We start from the raw sequence: 13,861 nt of genomic DNA, 5'->3' as shown, positions 1-13,861 counted from the left end.
CCGGGCGCGGTCGTCCTGGCCGCGGGCGTGGCCCGCCTTCACGTACCGGGGTGTGGGGCAGGAGGCACTGCTCGGGTGGGGCGGTTGCCGGGCGCAAGCCCTTGACCAGAGCTTCGCGGGTCTTTAAAGTCCTCGCACCTCACGAGGTACATCGATTAACCAATCGTTAACCGCCTGGTTGGAGACCTACGCTGTGCGCTCATCGCTGACCCGGCGCGGTTTGCTCGCCGCCGGCTCCGGTCTGGCTGCGGCTGCCGCGCTGCCCGCTCTGTCCGGTTGTTCGTCGCTGTTCGCGTCGGACTCCGATCCGGACACCCTCGTCGTCCACACCCAGCTCGGCACCACCGCCACGGGCTCGCCGACCTACCTGGCCGCCGTGGACCGCTTCCGCAGGCAGAACCCGGGGATCAAGGTGAAGAACCTGATCAACGGGGACGACCTGGGCCAGGTCTACGAGACCTCGCGCCTGGCCCGCAAGGAAGCCGACGTCGTCATGGTCAACCTGTACGACAAGACGCTGACCTGGACCGACGTCGACGCCACCGTGGACGTCAAGGGCTACCTCGACGACTGGGGGCTGCGCGACCGGGTGCTGCCCGCGGCGCTGTCGGCGTGGACGGACGGCAAGGGGCGGCTGCGGGCGTTCCCGTACTTCGCCACGAACTGGCCGGTCGCCTACAACCGGGCGCTGCTGGACAAGGCGGGCGTGGACGCGGTACCCACCACCGGGGACGAGTTGATGGCCGCGGCCAGGAAGCTGCGGGCCAAGGGCATCGCCCCGGTGACGGTCGGCGGCAACGACTGGACCGGGCAGAAGCTGCTGGCGCAGATCATCCAGACGTTCCTGACCGAAGACGAAGCGCGGCACGCGTACTCCACCGGCGACTTCGGCAGCCGGGGCGCCCGCGCGGGCATCGAGTACTTCACGATGCTGCGGGACGCGGGCGTCTTCGCCGACAAGGCGCAGGGGCTGACCTCGGACATCATGTCGACGCAGTACAACACGCAGGCGGCCGCCGCGCAGTCGGCGATGTCGTCCGCGCTGGCGAAGGTCCCGGCGGACGTCGCGCGGCACACGGAGGTGGGCGGCTGGCCGCTGGCCGAGGGCGCGGCGCACGACCGGCCGACGATCATCAGGGCGTTCACCCTGATCGGCTTCTGGATCAGCCCGAACGGCGTCCGCAAGATCGGGCACGTCGAGAAGTTCCTGCGGTTCATGTACAGCGCCGACACGGTCTCACGGTTCGTGACCGAGGCGGGGCGGGACATGGCGGTGCGTACGGACACCGTGAGCAAGGGCTTCCCGCTGGTGGCCGCCGCGCAGCGGCTCGGCTCCACGGTGAGCGAGGTGCTGCTGCCCGACGTGTTCGTGCCGCCGGCCGCGACCCAGCCGCTGATCACCGCGACCAGCACCTCCTTCACGCGCGGGACGAGCCCGGCGAAGGTGCGTGCCGCGCTCGAGTCCGCGTACCGGTCCGCATGAACCGCCGCACCGCAGGCCCGGCCCCCGCCCGCGCCCACCCCGGCACACGCCCCGGCCCCTGCGCCCACCCCCGTCCCTGCTCCGCCGACCCGACCCCGGGAGTCACCGCATGACGACGCTGACGACGACACCGGACGGCGGTGCCTCCACCCGCCGACCCCGCCGACGGGTCCCGGCCCCCGCCTCCCCCGGGCGCCGCACGCCCCGGCAGGGCGGCACCGTGCTCGCCGTGCCGGCGCTGGTCTGGTACCTGGTCTTCATGGTCGGGCCGATGCTCGCGATCTTCGTCATCGCGGCCCTGCGCTGGCCGGGCATGCTCCAGCCGGTCTCCTTCGCCGGGTTCGGCAACGTCCGCACCGTCGTGCACGACCCGACGTTCTGGGACGCGGTGTCCAACACCGCGATCCAACTGGCGGTCGCGGTCCCGGTGATGATCGTGTGCGCGTACATGCTCGGCTACTACGTGGCCCAGCGCCCGCCCGGGCACCGCGTCATCCGCTACCTGCTCTTCATCCCGGGGCTGATATCGACGCCGGCGAAGGCGATGGTCTTCTACGCGGCGCTGTCGCCGGACGGCCTGCTCAACGGGGCGCTGAAGGACGTCGGGCTGGGGTCGCTGACGGACGCCTGGCTGGCGTCGCCCTCGACGGCGCTGGCCTGCCTGATCGCGCTGGACGTCTGGGGCGGCATCGGCTTCACCGCGGTGCTCTTCGCGGCCCGGCTGAGCAGCGTGCCGGACGAACTGGGCGAGGCCGCGCAGTTGGACGGGGCCGGGCACTGGCGGACGATGTGGACGATCCACTTCCCGGTGATCCGCGACTACGTGGGCGTCGTGACGATGCTCCAGTTCCTGTGGACGCTCTTCGGCTCCGCGCAGCACGTGCTGCTGCTGACGCAGGGCGGGCCGGGGACGTCGTCCACGACACTGTCCTTCCTCGTCTACCAGAAGGCGTTCATCGCCTCCGACCTCGGCTACAGCCAGACCGTCGGGGTGTTCCTGTTCCTGACCGGGCTGGTCGGGCTGCTGGCCATCCGCCGCGTCTTCCGCCAGACCTACTGATCGGACCTGAGCCATGAAGTTCGGCAAGCGCTGGCTCCCGGCGCACATCCTGGTGTGGACGTACGCGGTGCTGCTCGTCGTCCCGCTGTACTACTTCCTCGCGTCGGCGTTCAAGAGCAACGACGCCATCTTCGCCCATCCGTTCGCGCTGCCGAAGTCGCTGGGGCTGCACAACTTCACCACTGCGTACAGGACGGGCCACCTGGGGCTGGCGGTGGCCAACTCCGGCCTGGTGACGCTCTTCGCGCTGGCGCTGACGCTGCTGCTGGCGGTGCCCGCGGCGTTCGCGCTGGCCCGTTCCACCGGCCGGGCGGCCGGGGTGATCGAGAAGGTGTTCTCGCTCGGGTTCCTGATCCCCACCTTCGCCGCGCTGTTCCCGACGTTCCTGCTGGCGGCGGCCACCGGGCTGTTCCACACCCGCACGTTCATGGTGCTGTTCCTGCCGGCGACCGCGCTGCCGCTGTCGGTGGTGGTGCTGGTGCAGTTCATGCGGACCATCCCGCCGGAGATGGAGGAGGCCGCCCGGCTGGACGGGGCGTCCACGTTCGCGGTGCTGCGGCACATCTACACGCCGATGTGCCTGCCGGGCATCGCGACGGTGCTGCTGCTGAACTTCCTGACGTTCTGGAACGAGTACCTGTACTCGCTGGTGATCATCGGCCCCGACCCCTCCCAGCGCACCGTGCAGGTGGCGCTGCCCACGCTCCAGTCGATCACCGGCACCGACTACGGCGTGCTGACCGCGGGCACCGTCCTGACGCTCATACCGGTGTGGGTGGTGTACACCGTCCTCCAGCGGCGGATGCAGCAGGCGCTGGTCAGCGGCGCGGTGAAGATGTGACCGCGCCCACCGGACGGGCGCCGCGGCGGCCGACCATCAAGGCGGTGGCCGCCGCGGCCGGGGTGTCCACGGCCGCGGTCTCCCAGGCGTTCAACCACAAGGGCCGGCTGTCCGAGCCGACCCGGCGCCGTATCCTCGCCGCGGCCGCGGAGCTCGGCTGGTCGCCCAGCGCCCCGGCGGCGGCGCTGCGCAACGCGCGCACCCGCAGCCTCGCCCTGGTCGTGCGCCGCCCCACCGACGTGCTGGGCGCCGACCCGCACTTCAGCGAGCTGATCACCGGTATCGAGGGCGAACTCGCGCCGCGCGGCTACGGCCTGCTGCTGCACCTGGTCAGCGGGCTGCGCGAGGAGAACGCGCTGTACGAGCGGCTGGCCGCCGAGGGCCGGGTGGACGGCGCGGTGCTGACCGACGCCCGCGACGAGGACGCCCGCCCGGCGCTGCTGGCGCGGCTGCGGCTGCCCGCGGTGCTGCTCGGCTCCCCCGACGACACGGCCGTGGTGCCGCGGGTGGGGTTGAGCGACCAGGGGGTGGGGGTCGCGGCGGCGGTCGAGCACCTGCTCGGCCTGGGGCACCGGCGGGTCGCCTATGTGGCGGGGCCGCCCGAGCTCCAGCACACCCGGCTGCGCCGGGCCGCCTTCGAGCAGTCGCTGACCGCCGCGGGGCTGCGGCCGTTCGCGGTGCTGCACACCGACTTCAGCGAGCGGATGGCGGTCGGCGCGACCGAGGCGCTGCTTCGCGCCCGCGACCGGCCGACGGCCGTCGTCTACGCCAACGACTCGATGGCCGTGTGCGGCATCGGCACCGCGCAGCGGGCCGGACTGCGCGTGCCGGCGGACCTGTCGGTCGTCGGCTACGACAACCTGCCGCTGGGCAGTTGGCTGCACCCGCGGCTGACCACCGTCGACCAGCAGGTGCAGCAGGTGGGCGCGGCGGCCGCCCGGCTGCTGCTGTCGCTGTGCGGCGAGGACGTCGAGGAGGCGGCCCTGACCGGGCTGCCCCGCCTGGTGGTCCGCGCGTCCACCGGCCCGGCCCCCGGCCGCCCCGCCTGAGCCCGCACCACCGCTCCACCGCACCACCGCACCACCGCTCCACCGCTCCACCCGATCCCGAACACCCCGAGAAGGACCATGCGACGCCACAGCGCCCAGCTCACCCACCAGCCCGACGTCCTGCCCTGGCTCGGCGCCAACTTCTGGTCCCGCACCGGCGGTCCGCTGATGTGGCGGGACTACGACCCGAAGACCGTGCGCGAGGAGCTGCGGGTCCTGGCCGAGCACGGGCTGAACACGACCCGCTCTTTCTTCTACTGGCCGGACTTCCACCCCGAGCCGCACCGGATCGACGAGGAGTGCTGCGCCCGCTTCGAGGACTTCCTCGACGCGCACCGGGAGGCGGGCATGGGCACCGTGCCCACCTTCATCGTCGGCCACATGTCCGGGGAGAACTGGGACCCGGTCTGGCGCGGCGGCCGCGACCTGTACGAGGACGTGTGGATGGTCGGCCGGCAGGCGTGGTTCGTGTCGCGGATGGCGCGGCGCTTCAAGGACCACCCGGCGGTCACCGGCTGGCTGATCACCAACGAGATGCCCGGCTACGGCCGGATCTACCAGGTCGACCCGCCGTCCTCGGACGTGGTGACCGCGTGGGCGCAGGCGATGTGCAACGCGGTGCGGGCCACCGGTGCCACCCAGCCGGTGTCGCTGGGCGACGGGGCCTGGGGCATCGAGGTGACCGGCCGGGACAACGGCTTCTCGCTGCGGGAGACCGCCGAGTACGTGGACTTCGTCGGCCCGCACGTGTACCGCTCCGACACCGACCGGCCGCGGCAGCACTACCGCGCGGCCTTCGAGTGCGAGTTGGCGGCGGTGACCGGGCAGCCGGTGGTCCTGGAGGAGTTCGGGCTGTCCACGGACGCGGTCTCGGCACGCAACGCGGGCCACTACTACCGGCAGACCCTGCACAACTCGCTGCTGGGCGGCGCGACGGGCTGGATGGCCTGGAACAACACCGACTACGACGGCCTGTGGGACCGTTCGCCCTACGACCACCACCCGTTCGAGATGCACTTCGGCATCACGGACGCGACGGGCGCGCCGAAGGAGCCGCTGCGGGAGCTGGCCGCGTTCGCCGGCGTGCTCAAGGCGGTGGACTTCGCGCGCTGCTCCCGCGCCGACGCCGACGCCGCCTTCGTGGTGCCGGCGTTCCTGGAGCGCGGCTACCCCTACAGCCGGCCCGCCGACCGGCCGCTGATCTTCACCTCGCTGCACCAGGGCTACGTCACCGCGCGCGCCGCCGACCTGGCGGTGGGCTTCCTGCGGGAGGCCGACCACCTGCCCGGGCAGGCCGCGCTGTACCTGCTGCCCGCCACCCGGCAGCTGACCACCCGCACCCGCCGGGAGCTGGCCGCCCGGGCCGAGGCGGGCGCGACGGTCTACCTGTCCTTCTGCTCCGGGGAGCACCCGGCGACCCGCGGCCCGTGGTTCGACGACCTGGACGGGCTGTTCGGGGTGGAGCTCCAGCTGTCCTACGGGGTGGCCGAGCCGATCGAGGACGACGTGCTGGAGATGACGTTCACCGAGCCGTTCGGGGACCTTCCGGCGGGCGAGGTGCTGCGCTTCCCGGTCGCCGGCAACGAGGACAGCCGCGCCTACCTGCCGGTGGAGCCGCGTACCGGCCGGGTGGTGGCGGTGGACGCGCACGGCCGCCCGGCGCTGGTCGTCCGCGAGACCGGCGCGGGCCGTACGGTGCTGGCCACCTACCCGCTGGAGCACATGGCGGCCCGCACCGCGCACGCCAACCCCGAGGACACCCACCGGCTGTACGCGGCGCTGGCGCGGGTCGCGGGCGTGCGGCGGCCGGTGACCGTGGCCGACCCGCGGGTCAGCGCGGACGTGCTGGTGCACGAGGACGGCCGCCGGTTCGTGTGGCTGGTCAGCCAGAGCGCCGAGCCGCTGACGGTGCGCCCGGCCGCCGAGGGCACCCTGCACGGCCTGCACGACGGCGCGGCCGTGGCGGACGTGGCGCTGGACGCGTACGGGGTCGCCGTGCTGGAGCTGCGGTGACGCGCCCCGGCCCGCGCTACCTCGACCCGGCCGCGCCGGTCCCCGAGCGGGTGCGCGACCTGCTGGGCCGGATGACGCTCGCGGAGAAGGTCGGCCAGGTCAACCAGCGGATGTACGGCTGGGACGCCTACGAGCGGGCCGGCGGCGGGCACCGGCTGACGGCCGCGTTCCGCGCCGAGGTCGCCGCCTTCGGCGGGATGGGCGCGCTGTACGGGTTGCAGCGGGCCGACCCCTGGTCCGGGGTCGGCTTCGGCGACGGGCTCGACGCGGCCGCGGGCGCGGCGATGGCCGAGCAGGTGCAGCGGCACGTGCGGGAGCACACCCGGCTGGGCATCCCGGTGCTGCTGGTGGAGGAGATGCCGCACGGCCACCAGGCCCTGGACGGCAGCGTGCTGCCGGTCAACCTCGCGGTGGGCGCGACCTTCGACCCGGAGCTGTACGCGCAGGCGGCGGCAGCGGCGGGTGCCGAACTGCGGTCCCGGGGCGCTCACCTGGCGCTGGTGTCCGCGCTGGACCTGGTGCGCGACCCGCGCTGGGGGCGCGCCGAGGAGTGCTTCGGGGAGGACCCGCACCTGGCCGCCCGGCTGACCGAGGCGCTGGTGGACGGGACCGGGCGGGCCGGGGTCGGCGTGGTGCTGAAGCACTTCGCCGGGCAGGGCGCGACGCTCGGCGGGCGCAACAGCGCGGCGACGGAGCTGGGGGCGCGCGAGCTGCACGAGATCCATCTCGTGGCGGCGCGGGCCGGGGTGGCGGCCGGTGCGAGCGGGGTGATGGCGGCGTACAACGAGTTCGACGGGCTGCCGTGCGTCGCCAGCCGCTACCTGCTCACCGAAGTCCTGCGGGAGCGCTGGGCGTTCGAGGGGATCGTGATGGCCGACGGCGGGGCCGTCGACCGGCTGGTGCGGCTGACCGGGGACCCGGTGGCGGCCGCGTCGCTCGCGCTGGACGCCGGCTGCGACCTGAGCCTGTGGGACGCCTGCTTCGCGCGGCTCGGCGAGGCGGTGGAGCAAGGGCTCGTGGCGCAGGCCGCGTTGGACGCGGCGGTGGCGCGGGTGCTGACGCTGAAGTTCCGGCTCGGGCTGTTCGAGCAGGCCGGTGCGCCGGCCGGCGGCGCGTCCACCGGTGCGGGCCCGTACGCCGCCGGGCCGCTTCAGTCGGCCGCTGAGGTCGGCGAGCGGATCGCCCGGGCGTCGCTCACGCTGCTGGCGCACGACGGCGCCGTCCTCCCGCTGTCCCCGGCCACCGGCCGGATCGCGGTGCTCGGCCCGAACGCGGACCGCGTCGAGCAGCAGATCGGCGACTACACCGCGCCGCAGCGGCCGGGCAGCGGCATCACGGTCCTCCAGGGCATCCGTGCGGCGGCCGCGCCCGGCACCGAGGTGAGCTACGCGCGCGGCTGCGCCCTGGTCGGGGACGACGTCTCCGAGGTGCCCGCAGCGGCGGCGCTCGCCGCGGGCGCGGACGTGGCGGTGCTGGTGCTGGGCGGCTCCAGCGCCCGGTCCGCCGGCACCGCCTTCGACGACAACGGCGCGGCCGTGGTCTCCTCCGGCGCCGCGCCCGGCATGACGTGCGGCGAGGGCATCGACCTCGCGGACCTGGCGCTGCCGGCCGGCCAACTGGCGCTGCTGGACGCGGTGTCGGCGACGGGGACGCCGGTCGTGGTGGTCCTGGTCCAGGGCCGTCCGCACGCGCTGCCCGACCTCGACGGCCGGGCCGCCGCCGTGCTGAGCGCCTGGTACCCCGGGCCGCGCGGCGGGCGGGCGGTCGCCGAGGTGCTCTTCGGCGTCCACGAGCCGCGCGGGCGGCTGCCGGTGTCCGTCCCCCGCTCGGCGGCCCAACTCCCGGTCTTCTACAACGGCAAGGACCACCGCTATCGCGGCTACGTCGACCAGACCCATCTGCCCCGCTACCCGTTCGGGCACGGCCTGTCCTACACGGAGGTCCACTACGGTCCGCCGCGGCTGTCGTGCGGCAGCGTCGGGGCCGACGCGCCGACGCTGACCTGCCGGGTCACCGTCCGCAACGTCGGCAGCCGCCCGGCCGACGAGACCGTCCAGCTCTACCTGCGCCGGCTGACCGGGGGCTCGTCCTGGCCGCGAGTGCGCGAACTGCGGGCCTTCACACGGGTGTTGCTCGCACCCGGCGCCGAGGGCGAGGCGGTCTTCGAGGTCGGCGCGGACACCCTGGCCTCGCTCGACCGCAGCCTCACCTGGCGGGTGGAGCCCGGCACCGTGTCCCTGGAGACCGGGCCCTGCGCCACCCGTACGCAGGGCGCCTGCCTGGAGATCACCGCGCCCCGGCCCTGAGGACCGTGCCGGCGGCCGGACGTATTGACGCGTGCATGTCGTGTGGCTAACTTCGATGAGCGCTCCCCCCACGGCACACCTCCACCGCACCGCCTCGGCCGCCTGCGATCCGACAACGTTGCCAAGCGGCCCTCCGCACCACCGCACCACCCCTCCGTTCCGGACACCGCTCGCGGGGAGAGCGCTTTCCGGCGGGGGCCGGCGGCCCCTGCCCAAGGGCCGCCGCCCCCGCCGGTTTCCCCCACCACCCTCACACGAGCAGGTGAGACATGAAGAGATACGCCCAGTGGGTGCTGGCGCTGGCCGCGGCGGCCGGACTGGCCGCCGCGTCGCCGGCCTCGGCCCACGCCCTGGCCGCGCCGGCCGGCGCGTCCGGCCAGGCGACAACCGCCCAGGCGACGACCGGCCAGGCGACGTCCGGCCAGACGACGAGCAGCCAGGTGACGACCGACCACGCGTGTTCCAAGCCGCTGCACCCCGGTGCCCCGGTCTGCTACGCGCTGGTCCGCACCGACATCGAGGCGCTCCACGACAACGCGCTGTCGCCGCACGCGACGCCGTCCGGCTACGGCCCCTCCGACCTCCAGCAGGCGTACAACCTCGCCTCGGCCGCGGCCTCGAAGGGCGGCGGCGCCACCGTGGCCGTCACCGAACTGGCCGACAACCCCAACCTCGAGTCGGACCTGGCGACCTACCGCGCCCAGTACGGGCTGCCCGCGTGCACCACGGCCAACGGCTGCTTCCGCAAGGTCAACGGCAGCGGCCAGCAGAGCAACTACCCCAGCGGAGACACCGGGTGGGGCGTCGAGGCGTCCCTCGACGTCGACATGGTCTCCGCGGTGTGCCCGCTGTGCCACATCCTGGTGATCGAGTCCGGCGACCTGGAGGCGGCGCAGAACCTCGCCGTGTCCCTCGGCGCCGGTTTCATCTCCAACAGCTGGGGCACCGGCGACGGTTCGGGCGACGCGGGCGCCGACGCGGACTTCAACCACGCCGGGGTGGTGGACGTCGCCAGCTCCGGTGACGGCGGCTACGGCGTGAGCTACCCCGCCACCTCCAAGTACGTCGTCGCCGCCGGCGGCACCACCTTGAACCGGAACTCCGGGACCACGCGCGGCTGGTCGGAAACGGCGTGGTCCGGCTCCGGCGCGGGCTGCTCGTCCTGGGAGTCCAAGCCGACCTGGCAGACCGACACCGGGTGCGGCGGCAACCGGACCGTCGCCGACGTCTCCGCGGTCGCCGACCCCGCCACCGGCGTCGCCGTCTACGACACCTACGGCGAGGGCGGCTGGTTCGTGGTCGGCGGCACCAGCGCCTCCTCCCCGATCATCGCCGCCACCTACGCGCTGGCCGGGGCACCCAGCACCTCCGCGGCGTCCGTCCTCTACAGCCACGCTGGCGCGCTCAACGACGTGACGTCCGGCTCCGACGGCTCGTGCAGCACCTCCTACCTGTGCAACGCGACCACCGGCTACGACGGCCCCACCGGCCTCGGCACGCCCAACGGCCTCGGCGCGTTCAACGGCAGCGGCAGCGCCACCGCGACCGGCCCGATCACCGCCGGCGTCGCCTCCTCGCTGTGCGTGGACGACCGCTCCTCGAACACCGCGAACTTCAACCCGATCCAGATCTGGAACTGCAACGGCAGCGCCGCCCAGCAGTGGACCGTCGCGTCCGGCAACACCCTCCAGGTGCTGGGCAAGTGCCTGGACGTGAACAACGCCGGCACCACGTCCGGCACCACCGTCGACCTCTACGACTGCAACGGCACCGTCGCGCAGGTCTGGCAGCCGCAGTCCAACGGGTCCCTGCTCAACCCGCACTCCGGCCTGTGCCTGGACGACCCCAGCAGCTCTACCTCCGAGGGCACCCAGCTCCAGATCTGGACCTGCAACGGCACCTCCGCCCAGGTCTGGCACCTCCCCTCCTGATCCGCGGGCACCGTACGGCGCCGCCCCGCTCCTCGTGGAGGGGCGGGGCGGCGCCGGTGAGCGGCGGCGGACGGCGGGCGGTCAGGAAGCGAGGCTGGCGGGCAGCTCGCGGCGGTGGCGTATGTTGAGTTTGCGGTAGGCGCGGGTGAGGTGCTGCTCGACGGTGCTGACGGTGACGAAGAGCTTGTCGGATATCTCGCGGTTGGTGTGGCCGCGGGCGGCCAGCGAGCAGACCCGCAGCTCCGCCTCGGACAGCACGTTGGTGACCACGTCGTCGGCCGGGGGCAGGCTGCGCGGCTGCTCCGCCGGTACCGCGCCGACGGACTTCGGCATCAGCGAGGAGCACAGCCCTTCGGCGCCGCACTCCCCGGCCATCCGCCACGCCTGCCGGACCAGCAGCCGGGCCTGCGCGGCGGCGCCCTGCCGCTGGTGGGTGCGGCACAGCTCGACCAGGGTCAGCGCCAACTCGTAGTCGTCGCCCGCGGACTGGAGCATGTCCACGGCGCTGCCCAGGAGTTGGGCCTGCTGCGCGACCGGCCGGGTGGTGGCCTGGACCCGCAGCGCGACCCCGAGGGTGCGGCGCTGGCCGCGCCGCACCAGCGCCAGGTGCTCGTCGGCGAGCCGGCTCGCGCGCTCCCGCTGCCCGCGCTGGAGCCACACCTCGACCGCGCCGGTCCGCCACGGCGCCAGCGTCGGCGAGTCCAGGTCCCACGCCTGGGCCTTCTCCCCGCACTGGACGAAGTCCGCGAGCGCCGCGTCGTGGTAGCCGGTGGCCAGGTAGTGGCGGCCGCGCGCGTACAGGTAGTGCAGCCCGAAACGGGTCCCGAACAGGCCCGGCGGGACCGGGGTGTTGACCAGTTCGGCGCTGGCCGCGTGGTCGCCCATCGCGGTCCTGGCCTCGATCGCGGTGGCCAGCGGCATGCCGATCTCCACGCCCCACGCCTCCACCGACATGCTGCGCAGCGCGGCCTCGGCCGACTCCGCGGCGCTGCGCAGCGCGCCCCGGCGCAGCGCGATCAGCGCCCGCGTCGAGGTGAACTGGGCGTGCCAGGTCGGGGCGTGGCGCTCGGTCGCGGCCGTCCGCAGCCGGCCGCACCAGACGGCCGCCGACTCCAGCCGGTCGGCGTAGACCAGGGCGGCCATCGCGGAGTTGAGCGAGCTGATGGTGTCGTCCTCGACCTGGAGGTGCTGGAGCACCCGCTCCGCCTCGGCGACCAGCACGTCGTCGGCGCCGCGGGTCAGCACCGCCCACAGCGTGTGGATCGCGGACAGCCGGGGGCGGCCGATCTGGTGCGAGGGCGGGGGCCGGTGCCGCCCGGCCGGCAGGTCGCCGACCAGTTGCTGGTGCACCCCGGGGTAGGTGAACGCCAGCCACAGCCGGGTCACGTCCAGTTCCAGCGCGAGCGGCCGCGCCGGGACCGGCTGCTGTGCCGGTACGCGGCCCGGCGCGGTCGCGGGCGCCGCGGGGGCGTGGTGCTGGGCGGCGGCACGGTGCGGCGCCGCTCCGGGTGCCTGCGCCGCGGGTGCCTGCGCCGCCGGACCGGGGGCGGCGGCCTCGGCGTACAGCGGCGCCATGATCTCGACGGCGTCGGCGACCCGGCCCTGCACCAGCAGCCGGTTCGCGACCTTCAGCCGCAGCGCGCCCGGCAGGTCCCCGCTCCTGGCCGGCCCCACCAGCGACAGCATGATCCGCGCGGCGGCCTCGGGCTGGTCGCGCCACTTGATCCGCGCCAGGTTCGCCTTGATGACATGGCTCTTGCGCCGGTCGTGGCAGCAGTTGTCGGCCAGTTGCAGGCACTGCTCCGCCAGCGCGACCCGGTCCTCGCGCAGCGCCTGGTCGGCCGCGTCCATCAGGAACCGCGGCGCCCACTCGTCCTCCACCGCGCCCGCCGCTATCAGGTGCTGGGCGACCACGATGACGGGCGCGCCGTCGTTGCGCAGCAGCCCGGCGACACGGTGGTGCAGCCGGGCCCGGTCGGTGGCCGACATGTTGTCCAGGACCGCCGAGCGGATCGCCGGGTGCCGGAAACGCAGCCCCTCGATCAGCCGGGACTCGGTGAGGATCTTCATCGCCGCGTCGACCTCGCACTTCTCCAGCCCGACGAGCTGGGCGAGCAGCCCCGTCGAACCGGCGCCGTTGGCGATCGCCAGCCCGCGGGCCACCCGCAGGCCGTGCAGGCCGCTGCGGCGGGTGCAGGCCACCGACGCCTCGCGGAACAGGTCCGCGGCGACCTGGTGGTAGCCGGTCTCGGGGTGCGCCGGGCGGGCGGTGTGGTCGCTGACCAGGGCCTGGGCGAGCAGCGGATTGCCACCGCTCATCGCGTAGAAGCCGGGCGCGTACTGCTCGGCGGCGGCCGGCCCGAACCGGTCCGCTATCAGGTGGGCCATGCCCTCCTCGTCGAACGCGCCCAGCCGTACGTGGGCCACGCCCGGCCGGCAGGCCAGCTCGGCGAGTATCCCCGCGCAGGGGGCCGCCCCGGATGGGCCGAGGGTGAGCAGGATCGCCACCGGGTTGCGGCGGCAGCGCCGGATGAGGTGCAGCAGGCACGCCAGCGACTCGGCGTCGACGTGCTGGATGTCATCGACGCACAGCACCACCGGCTGCCGCGCGCTGAGTTCGGCGAGCAGCCCGTGGAGGGCCTGTAAGGTCTGGGCGGCTCCTGCCGCCGGCCGCAGGTGCGCGGTCTCCTCCTGCTCCTCCCGGGCTCGTTGGAGCTGGGCCTGCATGTCGGCGCCGGTACCGGCGAGTTCGGCGCTCTGGAAGAGCTGCTCCACCACCGCGTACGGAATCGCGCTCTCGACGACGGACCCGACTGCGCCGAGCACCATGTACCCGCGGGCCGCGGCTCTGGCCGCCACGGCCTCCAGCAGTGTGGTCTTCCCGAAGCCCACCGCTCCGCTGATGACACCCGTCGCGCCGTTCCCCTCGGCGCATCGGTCCAGCAGCTCGGTCAGCTGATCGAGGCATTGGTCGCGCTCCAGCATGTTACTGGGAACCCCTCTGTTGGTCGTTGCGGCGTCTCGCAAGGGTTCTTGCGCCACCCGGCGTCCGGACGCCTGTGACGCATGTGAGTTCCTGATGCTGATGGAGAGCCTGCCGAGCCCAGCTCAAAGACGGGTCAAGATCCGCGCAAGACCGGGCGGGGAGGGGGACGCGGGGGCGCACGGGCGCGGGGCG

At 74.0% G+C, this 13,861-nt stretch carries 8 protein-coding genes; 7 read left to right on the top strand and 1 reads right to left on the bottom strand.

Features of this window, described 5'->3' with window-relative positions; all coding sequences use genetic code 11:
- Positions 1-193: 193 nt before the first annotated feature.
- The 7 genes from AC3EVP_RS17820 (at position 194) to AC3EVP_RS17790 (ending at position 10,683) form a co-directional block, all read left to right on the top strand.
- Positions 194-1,483 carry an ABC transporter substrate-binding protein gene (locus AC3EVP_RS17820; RefSeq protein ID WP_435130994.1) on the top strand — a complete coding sequence of 430 codons (1,290 nt, stop codon included), beginning with the start codon at positions 194-196 and terminating at the stop codon, positions 1,481-1,483.
- A gap of 109 nt (positions 1,484-1,592) precedes the next feature.
- Positions 1,593-2,543: a carbohydrate ABC transporter permease gene (locus AC3EVP_RS17815; protein ID WP_435130992.1), complete on the top strand. Its 951-nt coding sequence runs from the start codon at positions 1,593-1,595 to the stop codon at positions 2,541-2,543.
- Positions 2,544-2,556: 13 nt separating this feature from the next.
- The gene (locus AC3EVP_RS17810) at positions 2,557-3,384 is read left to right on the top strand and encodes a carbohydrate ABC transporter permease (protein ID WP_335976900.1); all 828 of its coding nucleotides are present in this window, start codon (positions 2,557-2,559) and stop codon (positions 3,382-3,384) included.
- A complete protein-coding gene (locus AC3EVP_RS17805) occupies positions 3,381-4,433 on the top strand; it encodes a LacI family DNA-binding transcriptional regulator (RefSeq protein WP_435130989.1) in 1,053 nt (350 codons plus the stop codon). The genes AC3EVP_RS17810 and AC3EVP_RS17805 overlap by 4 nt, the downstream gene beginning before the upstream one ends.
- 78 nt (positions 4,434-4,511) lie before the next feature.
- Positions 4,512-6,446, top strand: a complete 1,935-nt coding sequence (locus tag AC3EVP_RS17800) for a glycoside hydrolase 5 family protein (protein ID WP_435130988.1) — start codon at positions 4,512-4,514, stop codon at positions 6,444-6,446.
- A 71-nt stretch (positions 6,447-6,517) separates the two neighbouring features.
- Positions 6,518-8,752 carry a glycoside hydrolase family 3 N-terminal domain-containing protein gene (locus tag AC3EVP_RS17795; protein ID WP_435131155.1) on the top strand — a complete coding sequence of 745 codons (2,235 nt, stop codon included), beginning with the start codon at positions 6,518-6,520 and terminating at the stop codon, positions 8,750-8,752.
- 269 nt (positions 8,753-9,021) lie between these two features.
- Complete coding sequence (locus AC3EVP_RS17790) at positions 9,022-10,683, top strand: ricin-type beta-trefoil lectin domain protein (protein WP_435130986.1); 1,662 nt, start codon at positions 9,022-9,024, stop codon at positions 10,681-10,683.
- An 81-nt stretch (positions 10,684-10,764) separates the two neighbouring features.
- Here the strand turns inward: AC3EVP_RS17790 and AC3EVP_RS17785 are convergent, their stop codons facing one another.
- The gene (locus AC3EVP_RS17785) at positions 10,765-13,668 is read right to left on the bottom strand and encodes a helix-turn-helix transcriptional regulator (RefSeq protein ID WP_435130984.1); all 2,904 of its coding nucleotides are present in this window, start codon (positions 13,666-13,668) and stop codon (positions 10,765-10,767) included.
- Between the last annotated feature and the right edge of the window lie 193 nt (positions 13,669-13,861).

This window comes from Actinacidiphila sp. bgisy144, assembly GCF_057708105.1.
This window is presented reverse-complemented; position numbering and strand designations above follow the sequence as displayed.

Bases quoted from the DNA above. Each gene is read 5' to 3' on its own strand.
- AC3EVP_RS17815 (WP_435130992.1), top strand. From the start codon at position 1,593: ATGACGACGCTGACGACGACACCGGACGGCGGTGCCTCCACCCGCCGA.
- AC3EVP_RS17810 (WP_335976900.1), top strand. From the start codon at position 2,557: ATGAAGTTCGGCAAGCGCTGGCTCCCGGCGCACATCCTGGTGTGGACG.
- AC3EVP_RS17800 (WP_435130988.1), top strand. From the start codon at position 4,512: ATGCGACGCCACAGCGCCCAGCTCACCCACCAGCCCGACGTCCTGCCC.
- AC3EVP_RS17795 (WP_435131155.1), top strand. From the start codon at position 6,518: ATGACGCTCGCGGAGAAGGTCGGCCAGGTCAACCAGCGGATGTACGGC.
- AC3EVP_RS17790 (WP_435130986.1), top strand. From the start codon at position 9,022: ATGAAGAGATACGCCCAGTGGGTGCTGGCGCTGGCCGCGGCGGCCGGA.
- AC3EVP_RS17785 (WP_435130984.1), bottom strand. From the start codon at position 13,668: ATGCTGGAGCGCGACCAATGCCTCGATCAGCTGACCGAGCTGCTGGAC.